At 66.6% G+C, this 2,016-nt stretch carries 2 protein-coding genes; both read right to left on the reverse strand.

Annotated features, from left to right (window positions below; translation table 11 throughout):
* Window positions 1-94: 94 nt before the first annotated feature.
* A complete protein-coding gene (locus tag AC5JJ6_RS11635; protein ID WP_496042185.1) occupies window positions 95-1,300 on the reverse strand; it encodes an aminotransferase class I/II-fold pyridoxal phosphate-dependent enzyme in 1,206 nt (401 codons plus the stop codon).
* Between the two features lie 307 nt (window positions 1,301-1,607).
* Window positions 1,608-1,946, reverse strand: a complete 339-nt coding sequence (locus tag AC5JJ6_RS11640) for a P-II family nitrogen regulator (protein ID WP_044433347.1) — start codon at window positions 1,944-1,946, stop codon at window positions 1,608-1,610.
* Between the last annotated feature and the right edge of the window lie 70 nt (window positions 1,947-2,016).

The following is a 2,016-nucleotide window of genomic DNA, read 5'->3' on the forward strand; positions in this document are numbered from 1 at the left end:
CTGGGTCTGCTTGGTCTGGGTCTGCTTGGTCTGGGCAGGCTTGGGATCGGCCTTCGGGTCAGGCTTGGGCCTGGGAGCGGGCTTGGTATCGGATCTAGAGGATCTTGGAGATGCGGGTACAGGCTTCCGCGATAGTGGCGGCATCGTGAACCAGTGCTATGCGAATGAAGGATGAGCCGCGGTTGACGCCGTCGGCATCGGGTCGGGTCAGGTAGGCGCCGGGAAGGACCTTGATGCCGCCGTCACGCCACAGCCGGACCGTGGCGTCCTCGCCGTCGCCGACATCGAGCCACAGGAAGAAGCCGCCGGCCGGCCGGTAGAAGCCGAAACGGCCTTCCAGCGCAGATTGCGCCGCGTCGAACTTGGCGCGGTAAAGGGCGCGTTTCTCGACCACATGCTCGTCGTCGTCCCACAGCGCCGCCGCGGCCGCCAGGGCCGGCAAGGGGGTCCCGGCGATGGAATAGCTGCGCAGCCGCGAGAACAGCGCGATCAGATCGGGGTCTCCGGCCACGAAGCCGGAGCGCAATCCTGCGGCATTCGACCGCTTGGACAGGGAATGGAAAACCAGCAGGTTGGACAGGTCGCCGCCCGTCGCCGCCGCGACCTCGAGCACGCCGGTCGGCGGTTCGCTGTCGTAGATCTCGGCATAGCACTCGTCCACCGCCAGAACGAAGCCGTGGCGGCGGGCGAGCCCGATCGCACGCTCCAGGTAGGACCGGCCGGCGACGGCGCCCTGCGGATTGGACGGCGTACACAGATAGAACAGCGCCGTACGCTCCAGCAGCTCGGGCGACAGCGCGTCCAGGTCGGGCAGGAACCCCGTCTCGCGCGTGGTGGTCAGGAAGACCGCCTCGCCGCCCGCCATGACGGCGGCGCCCTCGTAAGCGGCATAGAAAGGGTTGGGCAGCAGGACGGCGGGGCGCTGTCCGGCCTTCGACTCGGGCACGGCCAGCAGGGCCGCCAGGAACAGCGCTTCGCGGGTGCCCGCCACCGGCAGGATCGTCTTTTCGGCATCGATCATTCCGGCGGGAAGGCCGTAGCGGCGGTTCAGCCAGCCGGCGGCCGCTGCCCGGAATTCAGGCGTCCCCGCCACCGGCGGATATTTGCCCCAAAGCTGGGCCTTGGTGCGCAGAACCTCGTCGATCAGGGCCGGCGGAGCGTGCTGCGGCTCCCCCACCGACATGACGACGGGTTCGACGTTGGCGCGCGGCGTGATCCCGGACAGCAGCGCCGCCAGCCGGGTGAAGGGATAGTCGCTCAACCGGCCGAGCCGGTCGTTCACGAGCGGGGAAGACAGCATGCCGGACGGCCCCGGAGTTTCGTACAAAACGGAAACGGAGTGTAGCGGCGGCGGGAGGCCGGTACAAGCTAACTGGTAAAAGCCCACTGTTTCGAGCCGACCGCTTCGAGCCGATCCGCCCGCAGGCTTGTCGCATGAAATAGTTAACGGCGCGTCAACCATGATGCCGGGGATATGCGGCCGGTCCGGCACTTGGCGGGTCCAGGCATGGAAAACCCGGCGGAACTGCCATTCCGCCGGGCCACGCCCTCATGCGCAAGAGACGGAGACGTCGTCGCTAGCGCCTACAGCGCCTCGCGGCCAGCGCCTAAAGCGCTTCGCCGTTGGTTTCGCCGGTGCGGATACGCACGGCCTGGGAGATTTCCAGTACGAAGATCTTGCCATCGCCGATCCGGCCGGTGTTGGCCGCCTTCTGGATCGCCTCGACCACCTGTTCGGCCAGTTCCTCGCTCACGGCGACCTCGACCTTCACCTTCGGCAGGAAGCTGACCGAATATTCGGCACCACGATAGATCTCGGTCTGCCCCTTCTGCCGGCCGAACCCTTTGACTTCGCTGACGGTCAGGCCCTGGATGCCGAGCGTCGTCAGGGCCTCGCGCACTTCGTCGAGCTTGAACGGTTTGATGATGGCCACTACGAGTTTCATGAACGGTTTCCCCTTGTTCTCATCGCCGGACGAAGCCCTTGACCTGATACGTCTGGTCGAGCCACTTGCG

The organism is Skermanella sp., from assembly GCF_059503625.1.

Bases quoted from the DNA above. Each gene is read 5' to 3' on its own strand.
- AC5JJ6_RS11635 (WP_496042185.1), bottom strand. From the start codon at position 1,300: ATGCTGTCTTCCCCGCTCGTGAACGACCGGCTCGGCCGGTTGAGCGAC.
- AC5JJ6_RS11640 (WP_044433347.1), bottom strand. From the start codon at position 1,946: ATGAAACTCGTAGTGGCCATCATCAAACCGTTCAAGCTCGACGAAGTG.